At 28.2% G+C, this 20297-nt stretch carries 23 protein-coding genes and 1 other annotated feature; of the genes, 1 reads left to right on the top strand and 22 read right to left on the bottom strand.

Annotation, left to right across the window (positions count from 1 at the left end):
• Positions 1–199: 199 nt before the first annotated feature.
• The 4 genes from P4S50_RS07035 to P4S50_RS07020 form a co-directional block, all read right to left on the bottom strand.
• On the bottom strand, positions 200–700 hold the full coding sequence (locus tag P4S50_RS07035) for a cupin domain-containing protein (RefSeq protein ID WP_277734014.1): 501 nt from the start codon (positions 698–700) through the stop codon (positions 200–202).
• A gap of 136 nt (positions 701–836) precedes the next feature.
• Positions 837–2165 carry a histidine--tRNA ligase gene (gene hisS, locus P4S50_RS07030; protein ID WP_277734012.1) on the bottom strand — a complete coding sequence of 443 codons (1329 nt, stop codon included), beginning with the start codon at positions 2163–2165 and terminating at the stop codon, positions 837–839.
• Between the two features lie 80 nt (positions 2166–2245).
• Positions 2246–2511 (bottom strand) — a binding site (T-box leader).
• Between the two features lie 91 nt (positions 2512–2602).
• Positions 2603–4018: a cellulase family glycosylhydrolase gene (locus P4S50_RS07025; RefSeq protein ID WP_277734010.1), complete on the bottom strand. Its 1416-nt coding sequence runs from the start codon at positions 4016–4018 to the stop codon at positions 2603–2605.
• Positions 4019–4080: 62 nt separating this feature from the next.
• Entirely contained in the window at positions 4081–4422 is a 342-nt protein-coding gene (locus P4S50_RS07020; RefSeq protein ID WP_277734008.1) for a winged helix-turn-helix transcriptional regulator, read from the bottom strand.
• Positions 4423–4705: 283 nt separating this feature from the next.
• Between P4S50_RS07020 and P4S50_RS07015 the strand changes: the two genes are divergently transcribed.
• Positions 4706–5104 carry a pyridoxamine 5'-phosphate oxidase family protein gene (locus P4S50_RS07015; RefSeq protein WP_277734006.1) on the top strand — a complete coding sequence of 133 codons (399 nt, stop codon included), beginning with the start codon at positions 4706–4708 and terminating at the stop codon, positions 5102–5104.
• Positions 5105–5226: 122 nt separating this feature from the next.
• Here the strand turns inward: P4S50_RS07015 and P4S50_RS07010 are convergent, their stop codons facing one another.
• The 18 genes from P4S50_RS07010 to P4S50_RS06925 all read right to left on the bottom strand — a co-directional run bounded on the left by P4S50_RS07010 (position 5227) and on the right by P4S50_RS06925 (position 20266).
• On the bottom strand, positions 5227–5976 hold the full coding sequence (locus P4S50_RS07010) for a tetratricopeptide repeat protein (RefSeq protein WP_277734004.1): 750 nt from the start codon (positions 5974–5976) through the stop codon (positions 5227–5229).
• Positions 5977–6027: 51 nt separating this feature from the next.
• Complete coding sequence (locus P4S50_RS07005; RefSeq protein WP_277734002.1) at positions 6028–6387, bottom strand: hypothetical protein; 360 nt, start codon at positions 6385–6387, stop codon at positions 6028–6030.
• 64 nt (positions 6388–6451) lie between these two features.
• The gene (locus tag P4S50_RS07000; RefSeq protein WP_277734001.1) at positions 6452–6703 is read right to left on the bottom strand and encodes a kinase to dihydroxyacetone kinase; all 252 of its coding nucleotides are present in this window, start codon (positions 6701–6703) and stop codon (positions 6452–6454) included.
• Between the two features lie 307 nt (positions 6704–7010).
• Positions 7011–7757, bottom strand: a complete 747-nt coding sequence (locus tag P4S50_RS06995; protein WP_277733999.1) for a PHP domain-containing protein — start codon at positions 7755–7757, stop codon at positions 7011–7013.
• A gap of 27 nt (positions 7758–7784) precedes the next feature.
• Positions 7785–8636 carry an STM4011 family radical SAM protein gene (locus P4S50_RS06990; protein ID WP_277733997.1) on the bottom strand — a complete coding sequence of 284 codons (852 nt, stop codon included), beginning with the start codon at positions 8634–8636 and terminating at the stop codon, positions 7785–7787.
• 4 nt (positions 8637–8640) lie between these two features.
• Complete coding sequence (locus P4S50_RS06985; protein WP_277733996.1) at positions 8641–9954, bottom strand: STM4012 family radical SAM protein; 1314 nt, start codon at positions 9952–9954, stop codon at positions 8641–8643.
• 15 nt (positions 9955–9969) lie between these two features.
• On the bottom strand, positions 9970–10815 hold the full coding sequence (locus P4S50_RS06980; protein WP_277733995.1) for an STM4013/SEN3800 family hydrolase: 846 nt from the start codon (positions 10813–10815) through the stop codon (positions 9970–9972).
• The gene (locus tag P4S50_RS06975; protein WP_277733994.1) at positions 10812–11951 is read right to left on the bottom strand and encodes an STM4014 family protein; all 1140 of its coding nucleotides are present in this window, start codon (positions 11949–11951) and stop codon (positions 10812–10814) included. The genes P4S50_RS06980 and P4S50_RS06975 overlap by 4 nt, the downstream gene beginning before the upstream one ends.
• A gap of 5 nt (positions 11952–11956) precedes the next feature.
• Positions 11957–12826 carry an STM4015 family protein gene (locus tag P4S50_RS06970; protein ID WP_277733992.1) on the bottom strand — a complete coding sequence of 290 codons (870 nt, stop codon included), beginning with the start codon at positions 12824–12826 and terminating at the stop codon, positions 11957–11959.
• 256 nt (positions 12827–13082) lie between these two features.
• Complete coding sequence (gene yidA, locus P4S50_RS06965) at positions 13083–13901, bottom strand: sugar-phosphatase (protein ID WP_277733990.1); 819 nt, start codon at positions 13899–13901, stop codon at positions 13083–13085.
• A 161-nt stretch (positions 13902–14062) separates the two neighbouring features.
• On the bottom strand, positions 14063–14464 hold the full coding sequence (locus P4S50_RS06960) for a pyridoxamine 5'-phosphate oxidase family protein (protein WP_277733988.1): 402 nt from the start codon (positions 14462–14464) through the stop codon (positions 14063–14065).
• Between the two features lie 57 nt (positions 14465–14521).
• Entirely contained in the window at positions 14522–14716 is a 195-nt protein-coding gene (locus P4S50_RS06955; RefSeq protein WP_277733987.1) for a tautomerase family protein, read from the bottom strand.
• 18 nt (positions 14717–14734) lie between these two features.
• Positions 14735–14929 (bottom strand): tautomerase family protein, encoded by a 195-nt coding sequence (locus tag P4S50_RS06950; RefSeq protein ID WP_277733985.1) that lies wholly within the window; start codon positions 14927–14929, stop codon positions 14735–14737.
• 31 nt (positions 14930–14960) lie between these two features.
• Complete coding sequence (locus tag P4S50_RS06945; protein ID WP_277733983.1) at positions 14961–16022, bottom strand: NADH:flavin oxidoreductase; 1062 nt, start codon at positions 16020–16022, stop codon at positions 14961–14963.
• Positions 16023–16309: 287 nt separating this feature from the next.
• Entirely contained in the window at positions 16310–16663 is a 354-nt protein-coding gene (locus tag P4S50_RS06940) for a winged helix-turn-helix transcriptional regulator (RefSeq protein ID WP_277733981.1), read from the bottom strand.
• A gap of 208 nt (positions 16664–16871) precedes the next feature.
• Positions 16872–18017, bottom strand: coding sequence for a stalk domain-containing protein (locus P4S50_RS06935; protein ID WP_277733980.1), 1146 nt, complete (start codon positions 18015–18017; stop codon positions 16872–16874).
• 223 nt (positions 18018–18240) lie between these two features.
• Positions 18241–19596 carry a sensor histidine kinase gene (locus P4S50_RS06930; protein WP_277733979.1) on the bottom strand — a complete coding sequence of 452 codons (1356 nt, stop codon included), beginning with the start codon at positions 19594–19596 and terminating at the stop codon, positions 18241–18243.
• On the bottom strand, positions 19586–20266 hold the full coding sequence (locus P4S50_RS06925; RefSeq protein WP_277733978.1) for a response regulator transcription factor: 681 nt from the start codon (positions 20264–20266) through the stop codon (positions 19586–19588). Before P4S50_RS06925 ends, P4S50_RS06930 begins: the two co-directional genes overlap by 11 nt.
• Between the last annotated feature and the right edge of the window lie 31 nt (positions 20267–20297).

The raw sequence follows: 20297 nt of genomic DNA, 5'->3' as shown, positions 1-20297 counted from the left end.
CTAATTTTCTCATTCACTCTACTTTATTCTTAATTTTATATGTGTTTTCGATTTTTTTAAACAGTTTTTACAAAAACAGTAATAAAGAACCATTAATTATTCTTTTTATAAATAAAAAACAGCATAAATCCGATTGAATATCAAAATCATGCTGTTTAAAGTGTTTTTTCTTATTTAATTAATTCAGTTAAAAACTTTTTTAAATTCTTGTTAATTTAATAATAGCATCTTTATGTTGAGGATATTTATTCAGAAGATATTCTCTTTCAAATAACTCAAAGTCTTCAAATTCAAACCCAGGGGAAACCATGCATCCAACAAGAGCATATCCAGGATTATTCATTGCAGATCCAAATATATAGTTTTTAGGAACTAGAACTTGGGGCTTTTCTCCATTTTCAATATCCAGTCCAAGTTTTTCTTGTGTAAGTTCACCATCAGGAGAAATCATATATATTGTTAATGGAGAACCTGCCTGATAATACCACATTTCATCAGATTTAAGTCTATGAAAATTTGAGACTTCTCCATCTCTTAATAAAAAGTAAATACTTGACCATAGTTTTCTAAAATCTTTAAAGTTAACATCTAGATCCTTATCTGTAATAGTTTGTTCAGAAACAAATGTTTCTTTGTAGAATCCACCTTCTGGATGAGAATTCATATTTAGTTTTTCAATAAAATAATCTGCTGTATACATTTCTAAAACTCCTTTCAATCTTCACTTTTGTAATTATTTTTTATTTCAATATATAAGTTTAATTATAAGCTTTTCTGATTATATATACAATTTTCTTATAATATTCTCTCTTACTGAATTAATACTACAGCTATATTTATTTCAACATTACTTTTTCATTTTGAAACTTTAAAAGTAAGTCTTCTAATTCTATAGTTTCCTGAGCACCACTAACCATATTTTTATATATAATTTTTCCTTTACTACACTCATCTTCTCCAATGATTATTACATTCTTAATGTTAAGAGTATTTGCATAGGATAACTTCTTTTTTAATTTTCCTTCTTCAAAATATATTTCTGATTTAATGCCGTTATCTTGTAGTAACTTCCATACCTTAGAACAATAATTTATTGTATCACCTATTGGAACAATCAAAACATCTGTCACTAATATGCATTCATAATTATCTATAAACCCTATCTCTTTTAATATTGAAAATAATCTTGTGAGACCTATAGATATACCTACACCTGGTAAATTCTTATCTGTATAATACTGTGCTAAATTATTATATCTTCCACCAGAACAAATGGATCCATATTTTTCATATCCCTCTAATACAGTTTCAAATACACTTCCTGTGTAATAATCTAATCCCCTTATTATCTTCAAGTCAATTTTATAATATTCTTCACAGATTTTAAAAAGCTCTAAATATAAAATCATTTCTTCAATCTCACAAATACCAGCCTTAAAAGTTTCATTTTCAATATCAATATTTTTTAATTTACTAATAAGCTCTTTATTTGTTCCTTTAAAACTAATGATTTCGTTAATTACATTTGCTTTTTCTTCTCCCACCACGTTATAAAGTAACTGTAAAAATCTATCTTTTCCAACTTTATCATATCTATCTATAACTCTAAAAACATCTGCCTTTTCTTTTATATCTAATTCTTCCAATAAACCTGATATTATTTTTCTATTACTTAATAAAAACTTAAACCCTTTTAAACCTATTTCATTAAAAACAGATGTAATTGTACTAATCAGTAGTGCATCATTTCCTATGCTCAATTCCTTATTTCCAATTATATCTAAATCACATTGATAAAATTCTCTGTATCTTGATTTTTGGCTTTTTTCTCCCCTATAAACTTTACCTATTTGATATCTCTTAAACGGAAAAGTTAACTCTCCCATATACTGTGCAACAAATCTTGCTAATGGAACAGTTAAGTCAAACCTTAAAGCTAGTGGTGTATTGCCTTTATTAAATCTGTATATTTGTTTTTCCGTTTCACCTCCTGCCTTAGCTAATAGAACTTCTTCTTTTTCTATTACTGGAGTATCCATAGGCATAAATCCGTTTTGTTCATAAACTTTAATAATTTTTGATAATATATCGTTGAATATTAATTGTTCTCTTGGCAATAGTTCCATAAAACCTGCTAATATACTTGGTTTAACTTTTTTGTTCATAATAAATCCTCCTTAAAATTTTAACTATAGTTTCTATTTCTCTTTAAAAATAAAAAAACTCCCATCCAATAGCTATTTAGCTATAGGACGAGAGTATTATTCACGTGGTTCCACCTATTTTTATCGATATCTCACAATATCAACCTCTTCAAGTACGACAAATATTACTTTGTTTATACTCTAGCACTATAACGGGTGCAAGGATTCCGGGAACAGTCTACTACCAAAATGGATTCGGTGTTCAGCTCAGAAATGTGTTCAAAATATACTCTAATGCCCCTCTCACCAACCGGGAACTCTCTGTTTAAGAAAATATATTTTTACTATTTTTCATCAACGCATTTAAACTTTTTATTTTTAATATTGTTTGTTATTATACCAATAGTAATTTTTTATGTCAATAAAATAATTTTTCAAATAATTATTTATTCTTATTTTTATGTTAATTTACTTTTAAATATACTGTTAAAAACAGGAATCATTTCTTTTATCCATTTATTACTTTTTCTATCATAATATTTAGTATCAGAATTCACTGCAAAAGGTATTCCTGCTTGAGAAAGCTGTGTAGTCATATACTTTGCAAAAACAATCTGCTCTTCAATAGAATAGTCATTTCCATCATTATAATTACCAGGCATCCACGCTCCTACCCAAGTAGGAATACCCATCTGTTTTTGCCATAATAGTGCTTCATTAATTTTATCATTAATCAATCTCTTCTCTTCATTTGTTCCGATTGTCCATAATTTTCTTTCATTAGTTTTGCTAGGACCAGAAGCATAAAAATGCCATTCAGCCATCATATAGCCATTATGTCTAGTTGGAATTTTAAGTTCTTTTAGATACTGAGCATCTGAACGTAATCTTGGAGAAATAATAATAATCCTACTTGGATTTGTCTTCCTAATTTCTGTAACTAATCTCTCATAAATTTCATTAAGTTTTTGAGGTTGTTTATTTAAATCATCTGTAACCTCTATTAACAAATCAAAAGATAATAGATGCGAATAATCTTTGTATCTTTTCGCAACAATTGACCACCACTCTATAACCTCTTTAATATTTTTTTCATTTGGTTTATTTTTTAATTTATCACCTTGATAAGCTATTATAGGAATTATTCCATTTTCAAGGCAATCACTAATTTGCTTATCTAAGCCCTGTAATAATTCATCAGTAGCTTCATTAGCAATACGTATACGAACATGCGAAATACCAGCTTCTTTAAAATCCTTTACAGTTTGCTTGTTATAATATTTTCTTCCATTATTAGTTTTTGACCAATCTACATCTATTCCTTTACCAAGAATTTTTACGTAATCCCAAGGCTCAATAATTTCTTCTGAATATCCACAAGTCGAATATATTTGTACTGTTTGAATAGTATTATTCCATAAAACTCCAAAATTTATTTTTTCACCTAAATCTCTTAACTTAAAATAATTATTCCCATCAATATTATAAGATGATAAAAGAATTTTTTGTCCGTCTAGATAAATCTCTGATGTTGTAGAAACAACATTTTGAGCCTCTAACTTATTTCTGCTAATCCTTTCCCCTTCAATTGGTGTATATGGCTGTTCTGTAATAATTGAAATTCTTTGATTTTTATTATCCCATTTCACTTCAAATTGTTTATCAGTGTTATTTAAAACATATGCAATATCCCTCAATTTAAAATAGTTATTTCCATTGATATTATAAGCATCTAAGTTTTTATTAACTCCATCAACCAAAATAGTTGAATATGTTTTTGTTGCTTTTATAGATTCTGTTGCAAAAGCAGTAACAGATAGTACAAAACTCATAATAGCAATTATAAATACTAATGTCATAATTTTTTTCTTCATATTTTATGTAGTTTTCTCCTTTTCATTTTATTCCCACAAATAGAACTATGTATTTTAATAAGCTATTCGTCTATCGATTTTAGTTTCATTCCCCATATTGCAAGTTGACCTAAAATTGGTATTAACTCTTTGCATGCATCAGTAGTTCTATATTCAACGCGAACGGGAATTTCCATAAATTGTTCTCGAATAATAAGACCACATTGTTCCAGTTCTTTTAGTGAACTCGCTAACATTGTATTTGAGATTCCTTTAAGTTTTCTTTTTAATTCATTATAGCGTGTTGCTCCATCGGTATATAATGAGCATAGAATTTGTATCTTCCATTTTCCACCGATTAATTCCATTGTTGTCTCTAGTGGACATTTTTCCTTACACGGGCAATTATTTGTATTCTGTGACATAGTATCCTCTTCCTTACTTAGTTTTATTTTTCTTACTTACTCATATTTTTTTGCGTAATTGAAATTATTTTCCATCAATAATATAATCATATCAAGTAATAAAAAAAGAGTAAATACTAAAATAAAATCTGAAAACAAGTATTTTGTAATATCAAAGAAAAAGTACGATCTAACACCTTATTTTGCGAACAAGATGACACACAAGAAAAGTTCAAGAGGTAGCTGTGCTATTGAAAGAACGCTTGTCATATATAAATTAATAAAACAATATGGGGGTAATATCATGGAAAAAGTAATGAATTTTTTGAAGGAAAATCCAGTATTCTATTTTGCAACTATCGAAGGAGATAAGCCAAAGGTAAGACCTTTTGGATTTTCTATGGAATTTGATGGAAAACTATACTTTGGAATTGGTAAACATAAACAGTCCTTTCAGCAGATTTTGCTAAATCCTAATATTGAAATTTGTACTTGTAATCAGAATGGATCATGGATTCGTATTAGTGGAAAAGTTGTCGTTGATGATAGGGTTGAAGCATTAGATGCAGCATTTACTGAAATGCCAAAATTAAAGCAGATGTATAATGAGGAGACTAAAATGGTATTAGGATTACTTTATATTGAAGATGCCGTGGCTGAAATTGCAGACATGGCAGGTAATTTCGAAAAATTTATTATTTAATCCTAAAGTATAGTCATAAAATTAAGATTTCGTGAGTTGTAAACAATCATAAAAAAAGGTAATCTAATTTTAAATTAGATTACCTTTTTTATTACATAAATTCAGAAAAAATAGTCTCTGCTTTATCTATTTAAGTAAAAACTTGATTGTTCCGCTATATAAAGTTTATTTCCCTCATTTGATACCTTTATATATTTACTCTTTGCAGATTCCAAGTCTCCATTTTTTTCATCGATCTGAGCCAATTTATATAATATTTCAAGCTCAATGCACTTGCTTATATTATCATCAGAAATTTTTTTCTCATATATCTTTTTACTCTCTTCATATCTTCCAAGATAAAATAATCTATCAGCAAGCAAAAATTCAACACTTTCCCTCATTTTTTCAGTTAACGGAGATAGTATAGGCATCTTAGATTCAAATAGCTTTTCAGCCTTCTCAATTTCTCCCAAATCATAGTAACAAGATATTAAACTTATAATATAAACAATCTCTGTTCCATCCTTTCTAGACAATTTAGATTTATCTATGTTTTCCAGAATTTCTTTAGTTTCTTCAAATCTGCCTAGTGCAGATAATCCCAATGCCTTATTCATATCAAAATATACATTATATTTTTTACTCTTTCCAGTTATCTTTCTTTGTTTTTCAGTAGCTTCTAAAAACTTATATGGATCACATTGATCAAGAATTAAAGAAAACCTTTTAGCTTTTCTTTTTTTGCATAGGTAAATGTATCCTCCTAAAACTAAGATCAAAGTTATTATTCCAGATAAAACTTTATTTGAAATCATTTGTTCTAAAGATCTACTTACTATTATTGTAACTATAAATATAATTGGATATAATATAACTCTTCTCAATACCATATTTTTTTATAAACCTCACTTTATAATTCTTTTAGATAACAATTTAGATATTTATTTGGGCATCACTATTATATAACCAATAGAATTTATTACTATCAAAATAATATATACTAAATTTATATGGTCTAATAGTCCTCCAAATGTTCTTTGTTTATTTTTTTTAGTTCCATATTCTATTTCTGCCATGGATCCTGCTAAATTAGCATATATTGTTTGATCATCTCCTCCAATTCCTATTAATCCTACATCTGACTTTACATTAAATATGTTGAACAATAATAGTGCTAAATATATAAAACCCCAAATCATAAAGAATAACTCTAAATTATCAGGTTGCTTCTTAAAGTAAAAATATAATTCTATCACTATAAATATAATTATCCATTTTGATTTTTTTATAAATTTTAGCATATTCTCCTCTCCCCATTTGCAGATTCTAATTTTCCATCTTTTTCATTTATTTTAGCCAATTTATTTAACCTTGAAGCCCATTGGCTTGTCGTTCCATATTTTCTATAACAATATCATGAATATCACCTAATGAAGTACAATATTCAAGAACTTTCCATGGAGTATTTGTGTGAAAATGTATTTTTATCAGTTCCTCACCTCCAACTGCAAGTAAACAATCGCCTTCAATGTTTTTTGTAATATACTCGTTGATTTCATCTTCTGAAAGATTTTCCCCCTCAATTAATAATTGTGTATCAAATCTGTATTCAAGCATAATTATTCTCCCTTTCTTTTTTACAAATTTCTGGTTATATATTAGTTAAGTAAAAATCTAACTCACAATATAATACAAATATTTGTTAGTTTATATATTCTATTATACATATTTTGGATAATTAATCTAGTAAATATCGGTTGTCTGCTGTTAAAATCACTTATCTTAATATTTCATTAAGCGCAGTTTAACTCGATCTTGATAGTTGTTGAATAAAGGCAGTAGATGAGAAAAAGATTAGAATCTTAGAAATACTTATTAAAATATACACATAAAAAAGACCATACTTTTACAGTATGGTCATATTTTATATTATCTTATTTAAAATCCTATCTTCATTGATTAAAGACTCTCTTAACTTTCTTATAGCAATCTTGAAATTCCCCACATCTATTGGTCTATGCGCATCACTTCCTATTGCAAATTTTAATTCTTTAATTTCAGCTAATTCTTTAATCTGTTTTCCTGTTGGAAATCTATGAAAATTATTTATCTCTATAAATGTATTTCTATCCTTCGCTACTTCTCCAACACTCATAACGTCTACTGGGAATTTATCTCCAATATGAGTTATTATATCTATATCATACTTTTTAATAGATTCTATCATTGAATTTGTGTTTACTTCTTTTATTTCTAAATATAGTTCTTTATCTATTTTAGACTTTAATGTTGTATTTCTTCTCATATTACTTCTTATTTCTTTTAAATAATTTCCATAGACTATATCAAAGTGAAATCCCACTAACAAAATATCAATATCCTTTAAAACAGAATAATCAATATCTATATTACCACTGGAATCTATAATATTAGCTTCTATTCCAAGTAAAATATTTATTCTACCTTCATATTTTTCTTGCAAATATTTTATTTCTTCTTTAATTTGTAAAAAGTCTCCTATATTAATTCCATAACCTTTATAGCATGGGCCATGATCGGTTATTGCTATTGTCTTTAATCCTTTTCTTAATGCAACTTGAACATTATCCTCTATAGATCCAATGCCATGGCTAAATTTTGTATGAGTATGAAAATCCTCTATTATCTTCATATTAACTCCTATATATAGTAATTTTCATTAAGGTATTCTACCTAATATGCTAGTCTTATATATATCATCTAAATTTAAATTCTTAATGTTAGTGTATCCTATATAACATGTACATATATTACTTTGACATACTTGTTCTTTTTTTATATCTTCTAATTTATCCTTATATAAATTCCCTAATTTAACTTTATTCTTATAGCATCTATGTATAGTTCCATTTCCTTGAACCCAAAATACATTTTCTCCTGTTTTGCATAATGAGTTTTTACATTTATAATTTTTAAGATTAAATTCAAATAACGGATCAATTTTTTTTATAAATTCTACATCTTCTTTAGAATAGTAGTTTGTTTCATCTTTATATGCATTTATCCATATATACGGCTTATATCCTGATATTTTATCAATCTTTTCTTTTAAATCTGCTAGTATACTTAAATTCTCTTTTATTCCTACAGCCCCAACAGTAAACCTAATACCTAATTTACTAAGTTTATTAACCTTACAATAAAATTTATCTAAACTTACTTCACTTGGATGATATGTTGTCCATAAAATCAACTTTTCTTTATTAACATTATTTATCCAATTCAAATCCGAACTTAAATTTGTTTGAACAACGATTTCTCCTATATTCTTTAATTTACTTAATTTTTCTATACCATATTTATAATAATCAAAATTTAAAAGTTCTCCTCTAGGAGCAATAAATATATTGAATTCATCATTACTGTTTTCAATATAATCAATAAACTTTTGAAAATATCTCTTATCTCTATGTATCTTTATTTCATCCAAAGAATACTTTGAAAAAGGACAATATCCACATTTATAATTGCAATACTTCATATAGTTTCTGTAAAAAATAGTGTATTTCATTTAATTACTCTATAAATTCCTTTACTCTATCTTTAACTTCATCCGAAATAAACAAAGTTCCCATAATATCTGAATATTTAAGTCCTTTTTCACTTGGCAATATCCTACCTTTTTCTTCTATTAAAAATCCTTCTTTTATTAGAACACTTAAATCCTTAAATTCTTCAACAGAAATTTCTTTAAATCTCTTAAAATACATATTAATATCTAATCCAGTAACTTTTAATATTGATTTTAAAATGTATTTTCTTTTTTCTTCTTCTTCAGATAATATATATCCATATTTTATATAATCAAAATTATCTTCTTTCAAATAATTATCTATTATTTTATTGATATTCTTTTGATCAACAGCATATTTTCTTGAATAATGTACATTTGATATGTATGACCTTGCACCGCATCCGATTCCAATCATCTCATTTTCTTGGCAGCCGTATGATGGATATAGCTTATCTTTCATATCTTCTCTAATGAAGTTTCTCATTGATGTTTGCACATATCCTCTACTAATTAATATTTCTCTACCTATATCATACATTTCAATCATTTTATCAAAATCCCTACTATATTCATTATATAGCTTTGTTTTTTCCCTAACGTATAAAGGATATATGAAAATTTCCTCTGGATTAAATTCAATAACTTTTAGCAATGATTCTTTCCATGTATCTATAGTTTGAGAAGGAATTCCATAAATTAAATCTAAATTTTTTATTTCTACATCTTCATTAAAAATTATATCTATTGACTCCTCTATACTTTCAATTGATTCAAATCTATATATTTTTTTAAGTTCATTTTCTTTAAAGCTTTGTATTCCCATACTTATTCTATTAATATGAAACCTTTTAAGAACATCCATATGTTTTTTTGTAAATGTCCTTGGTGAAGTCTCTATTGAAAAAAACGTTTTTTCAAAATCAATATTTAAGTTTTTTTCTATAAAACTTAATAAATATTCCATTAAATTAGCTTTTAAAATTGTTGGAGTTCCACCCCCAAATATAACACTTGAAAATACAGATTCATCTTCTTTTATATTTAAAAATCTCTTTACACCTTTAAGCTCTTCAACTAGCTTTTCAACATAACCCTCTAATTTTTCATCTGAAAAACATGTTGTTGAAAGTAAATTACAATATCCGCACTTATTAATGCAAAATGGAATATGAATATATAATGTTAAATTATTTGTTTTTCTTTTACTCCAAAGTTCTTTTAAATTTATTTTTTCTTCTAATTCTCTATAAGATTTTTTATGAGGATAAGAATATATATAATCTGTATATGGATTATCATTAAAATATTTCTTCATTTAAGTACTCCTTTATTATAAGAAAAACTGTTTATAAGGTACATTCCATACTATCTCATGAGCTAGATTATGTCCTTCATATCCATCTTCTCCATAGCAAGTTCCATGATCTGATAATGCTATACAGAAGGTTCTATTTCTTTCTCTCATATATTCAAATAAAGGTTCTAAGCATTTATCAACATATCTAAGCGCTGCTCTTTGACTTTCAACACAATCAAGCTTTGATGCCAAAATATTTTTGCTTGAATCATATGCATCTGTTTTATTCTTATATTTGTCTAAGTAAAAATAGTTTGGTCCATGAATAGCTGATATATTTATAAATAAAAATACTCTTTCATCTTTATCTAATTCCTTTAACTTTTTAAGAGCTAAATCTACTTGATATTCTGGTGATTTTGGATTAGTTACCCCAAATCTAGGTTTCCAATAACTTTCCTGAAACATATTTGGAAGTACACTACATAATTCATTCATCTTGCTAAAGAAAATAACTCCACCAATGCAGATTGTCTTGTATCCTTCACTAGCTAAACCTTCTACAAAGTTACTTGTTTCAAATAAAAATGCATTATCGTTTTTTAATGCCTTTAACCCTTTATTTTTCATAAAGAATAAAAGTTCTCTTTCATGTATTGGAACATACTCAACAGGTGAAGGTAAAAATCCTCCAAAAAAACTGTGATGAGCTGAATATGTAAAATTACCTGGTGTATGTCTTTTTTCCCATCCACTATCTTTACAAAGGTTTGGTAAATTTCCTGCTAAATATTCTGCTTGTGCTACATCATATCTTAAAGTATCTAGTGTAAGAAAAAGAATATCATCCTTTCCAACTACTTCATTCATATTAATCATTTTATATTATCTATCCTTTCAATAGCAGTTTTTATCTCTTTATAATAAACATTTCTTTTAGTATCAATTAAATTATGAAATAAATCTCCAAATGGATTTACATCTATTATATAAGGTTTAAATCCTGTAGAGGTTACAACATCTATTCCTGAATATAAAGAGTTATTAAAAATATCCATTACACCTTCAGATGCTTTCTTTATAACTTCTAATTCTGAAGCTTTAAGAAACTCTTCACTTTCCATTCTCTTATTTTTAAGATGTAAATTTGTTATTGGAGTTTTGCTTAATCTTGAAATTAAGTAATCAGCTTTCTTATCAATAACAAAAGCTCTTGTATCAAAACCATATCCATTATAGGTTGATTTTGGTATCCACATTTCAATATGAGCACCATTTTCTAGAACCCAATCAATCATATTTTTTATAACCTTTTTATCTTTAAAGCAGTTTACTTTATAATTTCCAAAGAATACTTTTTTACCTTTAACTTCTTTATAATTAAGGGATGTGTATATCTTTTCTTCTTTTATTTTTGGATTGTTAACATATGCAATTATACCTGTACTACCAGATCCGTATTTTAACTTTATAAAGCATTTTAAAAATTTATTAAAATTATCTTCTCTAAACTCTTCATAACTTGTATACTTTTTTAACCTTTTAGGTAATTCAAAATTATTTTTATTTTTACTTAAAAGTTCATATGTTTTCTCTTTATCCATCATTATTAATGCTTCATTAAAATCAACCATAGAAAAAATATTTCTATGGTTATTTCTTTTTAACAAATTTTCAATATCCATAAATGTACTTTGAATACCATAATACCATTGACTTGGTTCAACTATTGGATATTCGCTAAAATCTATTTTTTCAATTTCTTTCTTACTTAAATTACCTTTATTTATTCCCTTTTTCAAAAAACCTCTGTAAATTTCTAGGTCCTTCTCTGGTGGTTCTACTTTCAATATAGTATTTTCTTTTAAATTATTATCTATAATACTTATATCTTCTAAAACATCATTCCATTTAATAATCTTATAATTATGTATATCAATATTCTTTAAACAGTTTATGAATACATCTAATCTTTTCCCTTTAGGATCTCCTATTAATAAAAATTGTTTATTCATAATCCCTACTCCGTAATATATGGATATCTCCACTCATCATCTTCATCTATATCAACATCTTCTTGACTTGATAAGAACTTTACATTGTATTCTTTTAATTTACTTCCTATTTGATTTAATAGATTTTCTGAAATATAATTATATGTTAAGTCAAAACACTCTAAATGTGATAACTTCTCTATATTATCAAGTATTACTTTTGCTCCTTTATCTCCTAATGTTCCCAATGATAAATCTAAAACTCTAAGATCTTTTAGTATATCTCCTTCAAAAACTTTTTCACATATTTCATCTTGAATTTCGCTATTTTTTAGACCTAAATATTTTAATTTAGGAAAATTTTCTCTTTTTGTAAATGGAATTATGTCTTCTACCTCTGCATTAAATCCATAATCACAAACCCCTAAATATATCTCTATTCTTTCTAAATTAGGAAGTTGTGCATTTATCAAATCATTCAGAGTTTCTTTATCAGTTCCTCCTGAAATTATTGACAAGCTTTTTAAACTTTCACTTTTAATATTATCAAATCTAAGACCTAGCCCACCTTTTGCAGTGAATTTTTCAACTTTAAAAGTGTTTATCAATGGTGCTAAGTCAGTATTATTTATCCATGAAACTTCACATTCTTCTCCTTCCATATCTCCAAAATATATTTCTTTTAGATTAGGAAATTGTTCTGCATTTTCTACCAAAAACTCAACTATATGATCTGGTGAACACTCATAAGCTTCACTCCACATACCAATTATTAATTTTTCATTTTCATATTTTCCATACTCATTTAAATAGTCTTGTATCTTTGTTACTACTGTTATTTCATCTTCATCTTCGTCTTCCCAAGTTAAATAAAATTTAATTTCGTCTTTCTTCATGATTATTCCTCCATTTTCAACATATTCTATGCTTGATATTGTATCATTTGTAATTTTATGTATCAACCTAATAAATTTAATTATTAGTTACAAACTAGTGTACTATATTTATATCCCAAAATTTTTGAACTCTAAACCATTCCCAAATATTATCTTAATTATATATTAGAATCTATTTCATTTTCTATAGGCCTTTAAATTGAATACTAATTACCTTCTTAATACAAAAGCCCCTTAAATTTAAGGGGCTTTTGTATTATACTGCTTCTACTTTTTCTATCATAAACTTGTTTATAACGTGTGCAACACCATCTTCTTCATTTGATAAAGTTATATAATCTGCAATTTCTTTAACTTGATCAAATCCGTTTTCCATGGCCACTCCAAGTCCTGCATATTCAATCATTGCAAGATCATTTTCGGCATCTCCAACACAAATTACTTTATCTGAATTAATGCCAATCTCATTTGCAACTGCATTAATTCCTGCTCCTTTATTTACAGCTTTGTGTAAAAACTCTAAAAAGAAAGGAGCACTCTTTACAATAGTATATTTATCTTTAATATTTTGAGGTATTTTAGGAATAATCTCATCTATTAATTCAGGTTCATCAATCATCATAACCTTAACTATAGTTTCATCTTTATCAACAGACTCAACTGGTAATTCATAAACCTCTATCCCATTCAGACTACCCTCTAAATCTGTATACTTATTGTTCTTTGGTGTAATTACACTAGATTCTGTTAATGCATGTATATTAACACCAAGTTCTTTACTCAGTTCATAAAGTTCTTTGTAATGATCTAAGCTTAAAATTGTCTTAGAGATAACCTTTCCACTTCTAGTAGTTTGAACTAAAGCTCCATTAAATGCTACAACATAATCCTCATCAGAAATAAGGTCTAACTCTTCAAGAAATTTCTTTACTCCAACAAGTGGTCTTCCAGTTGCAATAACAACCTTTTTTCCCTGCTTCTTTGCCTGTTGAATAGCTTCATAATTAGCCTTTGATACCTTTTTTTCTTTATTTAGTAAGGTACCATCCATATCTAATCCAATTAATTTATACATAGTTTTCCTCCTCTTGTCTATTATTTATTATATATACTAAAATAATATTATAATATATTTTTTACATTTTGAAAAACCCTTTAAGATATAATCTTAAAGGGTTCAATTCATTATTTAGGCATAACCACTCTGTATACGTCATTATTTACAATGATTTCCTTTTAGAATTTAATTTCCTCTACCACATTTCCCATTCCGCCGTGAAGTGATGCTACTCCATCGTAAATACAGAACAGTTCAAACCTTGGATTGTCGGGTGTTTTGTAAACTGTAGATAGTAAAGGCTCAATTTCAAACATCTCATTTTTAAGCTCTTGGTTGTCAGAAAACTGTACTTTACCTCTCAGTCTTACCCACTGCATGTTATGTCCCATAACAGCGAAAGCCGCTGTAGGATTTTCTTTTAATTCTTTGTACACTTCTTTGTCGTTGGCCGTACCAAATATGAATTTACCGTCCTTTTCACATAGAAAATGGAATGGTCTCATAACGACCTGACCATCTTTAATTGTTGCAAATTGACCTACTTTGTTATTGTTTAAATACTCTACTACTTTACTCATTATGAGCCTCCTTTTTATTCATACTGTTTCGCTTATACTATTTACGATTTATATTTTTTACTTGTTACCAAACACTTCTGCTGCAGTTTTCTTACCTACCCCTAGAGCATTCAATGGTAACTCGGTTATTATTACTGCGTTGCCATGCTCAGGTGTTCCAGTAATATCCATAGACACTTCGACAAGTCGACTAATAAGTTCTTTCTTTTGCTCTTCTGGGATTGGGCTTAACGTTACGTTTATAACAGGCATATGTCTCTCCTCCTTAGACTACTTTTTTTCTCTTATTTCAGCAACTGACTTCGTTCCCATCCCCACCGCATCATAAGGAAGTTCGTCTATAAGAACAATATGAACTTCTTCTGGTGCACCAGTGACTTCACTTGTCACTTGAGTCATACGACGTATCATCTCGCTTTTTTGTTCCTTTGTTAAAGGCGTTGTTTTTATATTGATTATTGGCATTTCTATCCTCCTAACTAAACTTTATATGTCATTAAGCATTCTTGATGCATCTGATACCATTTGGACCATTACATTGGAAGCAAGTTGTACATCTTGATGGTTTGCCGTTCTTAAATCTTCCAACCAAATCCATATCAGCAATAAAAGGTCGACTGAATGATATCGCTTCAATACTATTAGAGTTAAGAAGTTCATCAGCTGCATTTTCCGTGCGAATTCCTCCAACTGCAATTAGTGGAATATCAACTTCATTCGCTAGCTCAATAAACTGATCTTTGAAGTACGGTTCTCCACCATTAAACTGTGATGTCAGTGGAATCTCACCAAAATTGCCAACCGTCATTTCTATTGCATTATATCCTGATGCAGCTAGATGCTTTGTAATTTCTTTTCCTTCTTTATAATCAAGTCCTACTACATCATCTTTCATAAGATCATCAATAGACAATTTAATAAACACAGGGAAGTCGATTCCACATCTAGCTGCTATTGCTTTTCTGATTTGCACGATGAATCTTGATCTATTTTCAATAGTTCCACCGTATTCATCTTGGCGTTTATTGTAATATGGAGAAATAAACTTGTTGAGAAGGAAACCGAATGATGCTTGAATCTGAACACCGTCGAATTGAGCCTGTTTAGCTCTATACGAAGCATCAGCAAATCGTGCAACAATATTATTAATATCTTCTTTTGTCATTTCTTTGGCTGTAATTTGCGAAAATCTATCCTGTATAGGTGAAGGTCCTTGAGGCTGGTAGTCTGGCTTAGCAAATATAAACGTTCCGCCGTGTAGCAATTGTGCAACAATTTTGCCACCTGCTTCATGAACTGAATCGGTAATCTGTCTTAGAGGTTCAATGCAGATACCTTCATTGATTCTCATTGAGTTTGAAAACACTTTTTCTTCAGTTACTTCAAGACCACTCGTAATAATAAGTCCAACCTCTTGTAGAGCCAGTTCCTTGTAAAGATTAATTATGTCTGATGTAACAACTCCATCAGGAGATAAGCCTTCGTGTGTTGCTGATCGTACAAAGCGATTTCTAACCTCAATGCCACCTAACAAGGTCTTTTCATATAATGATTTCATTTGAATGCCTCCTTGGTTATTCGTTGACAATTTTTAACAACTCGTTTTAATGCTTCAGGCAATCCGCTGATGTGCCTTAATGTTTATAAGTAAATTGTACTGTGACTCATCGTTATCAACAAGTACTATAATTTTTCGTATATAGTATGTTAAAAAAGAGTATTGTTGAAATTAGTAGTATTGCTCATTTGAAAAAGTTTCATTTTTTTTGACTCTATACTTTATAACAAAAAAATAGTCAGCCTTTCAGTAAAGGCTGACTATTTATTACTTAATCATCGTATATTCTATTCAGAACCATCTTCTTCAAATGTTTGGCGTAAAAGCTCGTTGTATTTTTTACCCCACTTCTCCATTGCTTGGGTAACAGGTAGAAACTCACGACCAATATCAGTAAGAGAATATTCCACTTTTGGAGGAACCTCCTTGTACACCTCTCTATGCACTAGACCATCCTTCTCGAGCTCTCTTAACTTCTGAGTTAAATACCCTTGTCGAATATTTGGTAATGCTCTGTGAAGTTCTCCAAATCTCATTGTTTTTTGTGATAAGAAATGAATTATTGCAAATTTCCACTTACCTTGCATGACAACATTTGCTACACCAACATTGCATTTAATCTCTAGCAAGTCTTTATTCAACCCATTCAACTCCTTTATTTTAAACATTACTACGATTTTCAATAGTATAATATAAATTTTATAGTAACATCAAATATATTCTGTATAATAATAATTTAGCTGAAATTAAGTTGAATGTCAATAAACGTTTTATGTCTCACCTTGAAAAATTTTCTCATAAATATAAGGTTATCACTATTAAGTAAGATCTTATTTTAAAGATTATTGTCTACTGTCCCTTATATATAGAAATTGCTCCATCACTTCCAATATTCAAATAAGAAGGAATGCAGTCTACTGTTCCAAACCATGTACCGCTACCCTCAATTGTTGGCCTCCATTCACTGTATAAATCATAGTTTTTGAAATCCAAATACAAATCGGATTTCACCTCGGATACCTTCATATTAGTAATCTTGCAATTATCTGATCGTGAAAAGCAATTAGTACCATCAAAAGTTTTAGACATTGCTATTGATGTGACTGCTTTTACAGAAGTATTTTTAAAGTCGATAGCCGTTGAAACCTTTCTAATTATTTCTCTCCCATCAAGCTCAATCACCAAATCCACTTGTTCTTCAGATACTTTCGCACTATAGAATTTTATATGATGGGTAGAACCTTGTTCCAAAGCAATATTGTTTCCCCAGAGCCAATCATTCCCTTGACGCATATATACAGTCCATTTATTATAGTTGGGATGATTTGGATCTTCAATGAATTGAAATCCACCTTCAACATTTCCCTCATCATTTTTCCAGTCAAAGCCAAAATATACATATGGACAGTCTCCCTTTTCAGCTATTTTAACCATAGGTAGCGTAATTTCTGCTTGCACACCATCAAAACCTTTAAACTCAAGCTGTTTACGTGAGAATATCCCCGTAGAACCCCCATTTATATTAAATGGAGTGAACTCTATCATATTCTCATATGAGGTATTTTGAGTTACTGAAATGATTCTAGTTTTACTGTCCCAATCAACGGCATATCCGTAAGCCTCCATAACCTCTCTAAGAGGCAGATAAGTACGTCCATTTTTTACTACTGCAGCTGTATCTATAGAAATGGGTATTTGGTTTTTTAAAATCTCCTTTTTACCTATAGGAATTTGAACTTTTATTTGACCCTTGCGTGATATCACAGTCTGCCTCTGTTGATTCCAATCCACTTCACAACCTATTGAACTCAAACAAATACGTAAAGGTACCATAGTACGACCTGTATCGGTTACATAAGGTAATCCCGTAGACTCACCGAACAGGATCACTTTGTCATCTACTGTAATGGTAAGTGGTTCTTCTGAAGCCTTGCAAACTGCACCAGTAGCAACAATAATTATACTAATTAAGGTAATTAGAACTATTTTTTTCAAAACATGAATCCTCCTTATTTGTAAATATCTTTTGTGTATTCTCTAATTTCATTTTCTTAGTTTAATTATATATTAAAATACCATTTTGTGTAATAATTGTATATTATTACTTAGCCATGCGTCTGAATATATACTCACATAAAAAGACAACCTCATTTTAATAAGATTGTCTTGTTTATTTCAAAATAGCCTATTCACTCTCAATTATTTTCATATATACTTCTTAATATTTTTCAATTTCTATTTTAAAGTATACACCACCTTCTATATTGCTAGCCCCTATTTTTCCATTATACATTTTTAATAGCCTCTTTACTATATACAAGCCTACACCACTCTGTCCCTTTTTTCCTTTTTTAAATAAATCAAATATATCCTCTATATTTTCAATACATTCACCATCATTAAAGAAGTTTAGGTAAATCTTTTTGCTATCTTCTTTCAAATATATTTTTATTAATGTTTTAGCATATCTAATTTGATTATCTATAATATTTTCTACTATAGTCTTTAATTGTCTATCATCTGAATATATAACTACATCCTCACTATCTAATTGAATGTCTAATTGTTTTAACTGAACTGAATAACTTTTTATAACTTCTTGTACTATTTCTTTTAAATTCACTTTTTTTCTATTCTTTATTTCACTATCTAAATAATCCAATCTTTGAATATACAATAGATTATAAACTAATTTTTCCAATCTAGTACATTCTTCATTTATTACTTCTAGAGAAGCATCTAGAGTCCCTTTTGGATATAATCCTTTCTTTACAGCTTCTAAATAACTTTTTATTATCATAATAGGCGTTTTTAATTCATGAGATATAGCGTGTAATTTGAATTTTTGATCTTCATCGTACCTTAACAGTTCTTTTCTCATTTTTTCAATTGAACTTGCCAAAAATCCTATTTCATCATCTCTACTCATCTTTATAGGTATATTTAGTTTTCTATCCGTTATGTATTTTACATTCTTTTCTAATTTCATTATTGGCTTTGTCAAATATCTAGACAGATAAAATGCAACTAAAAACATCATTATTATCGCTAAAATAAATGAAATAGCTATTTGTTTAAACAACCGCTTTTCAAGAGTATAATCTTCTACCTTCCATTTAAAAGTTACTTTATAGTAACAATAACCATTTGATGTCTTTTTCCCAAATAAATCTTGGTATCTTTTTATAACATAGAATAATTCTCTATCATCTACATCCATCACATATCTTTTACTGACTTCATTTTGTTTCTTTATGTCCTCTTCAACCTTCACTAATATTTCTTCCGTTATAAAACTAATATTATCATTAAATTTTCTTACAAGAACATTATCTTCCTTTTTAAGCCATACTTTTTCTTCTATTTTTCTTATATCTTGGTCTTTATTTTTTATGAAATCATTAATATTAGTGGTTTTAATAATAGCTTCATTTTCTTCTAAAGTTCTGTAAATATCTTCATAATAATAATTATTAAAAGCTCTTATTAAAAGTAAAAATATTATTAATGAAAAAACACAAATAATTACACCAAAAGATATTATTAAACGAAAATTTAAAGACTTAATCTTCACCCTCACACCACCTATAACCATATCCATATATAGTCTCGATTCTCATTTCAGGTAGTTTCTTTCTTACTCTTCTGACTAAATCATCAATAGTTCTATCACTTCCAAAATAATCTTCACCATAAATTTTATTTATTATATCTTCTCTGGACAAAGCATTATTTTTATTATTAATTATAATAGATAAAAAATCAAATTCCTTTGAAGTAACATCAATTTTTTCATCACCTTTAAAAACCATCCTTTTATTAAAATCAATAGTATATGTATCATTTATTAGTAGATTTGTAACCTTAGAATTTTTCTTATTTTTATAAATTCTTGTTAGGAGATTTCTTGTTCTTATAATCAACTCCATAGGAAGAAAAGGCTTTGCTATGTAATCATCACTTCCCATTTGCAAACCTATTACCCGATCTAACTCTTCATCTCTTGCTGATATAAAGATTACAGGGGTGTCTTGATTTTGTTTTTTTATCCTATTAATAAGTTCATATCCATCCATATCTGGAAGCATAATATCCAATATCCACAAGTGAGGCTCTTGTTGTACATATTTTTCCGCATCCAGTCCACATACAAAACTTTTAACTTTATATCCTTCATTTTCTAAGTAAAACACCAATATATCATTTAAGTTTTTTTCATCTTCCACAAGAAAAACATTATACATTTCATTCTATTTCCTTTCAAATTTAAATTAT

Origin of the sequence: Tepidibacter hydrothermalis (genome assembly GCF_029542625.1) — a bacterium.
GTDB classification, from domain to species: domain Bacteria; phylum Bacillota; class Clostridia; order Peptostreptococcales; family Peptostreptococcaceae; genus Tepidibacter_A; species Tepidibacter_A hydrothermalis.
This window is presented reverse-complemented; position numbering and strand designations above follow the sequence as displayed.